Origin of the sequence: Falsihalocynthiibacter sp. S25ZX9, from assembly GCF_041205405.1 — a bacterium.
GTDB lineage: Bacteria > Pseudomonadota > Alphaproteobacteria > Rhodobacterales > Rhodobacteraceae > Falsihalocynthiibacter > Falsihalocynthiibacter arcticus.
In genome coordinates, this window is the sequence record NZ_JBGFCD010000232.1 from 1 (window position 1) to 304 (window position 304).

Annotated in this window: 1 pseudogene; it reads left to right on the forward strand. The window is 51.3% G+C overall.

The features are described from left to right. Positions 1-239 (forward strand): annotated as a pseudogene (locus AB9F29_RS22055) (IS6 family transposase); the annotation flags it as partial. Positions 240-304: the final 65 nt, after the last annotated feature.

Consider the following 304-nt stretch of genomic DNA (forward strand, 5'->3'; position numbering starts at 1 on the left):
CAGACAAGAAACAGGGCGCTGGAAAAAACAGTCGCGCCAAGAATTCTCACCCACCTTCTCGACAACGAGAGAGAGTGTCTCACCGCTTTCGTCTGATGCGAAGTTTGCAGAAATTTACCTCCGTCCACGCGTCGGTTTTCAACCACTTCAATAAGGATCGCAGTCTTTCGCAAAGAGTCCAATTCAAGCTTGATCGCGACGCTGCTCTTAGCGAATGGCGCCAATTTGGTGCTGCATAAAAGGGCAGGGGTACTGGCCTAGCTGAGACGAGTTCGAATTAGTCTGACACCACCTGGTGAGGGCT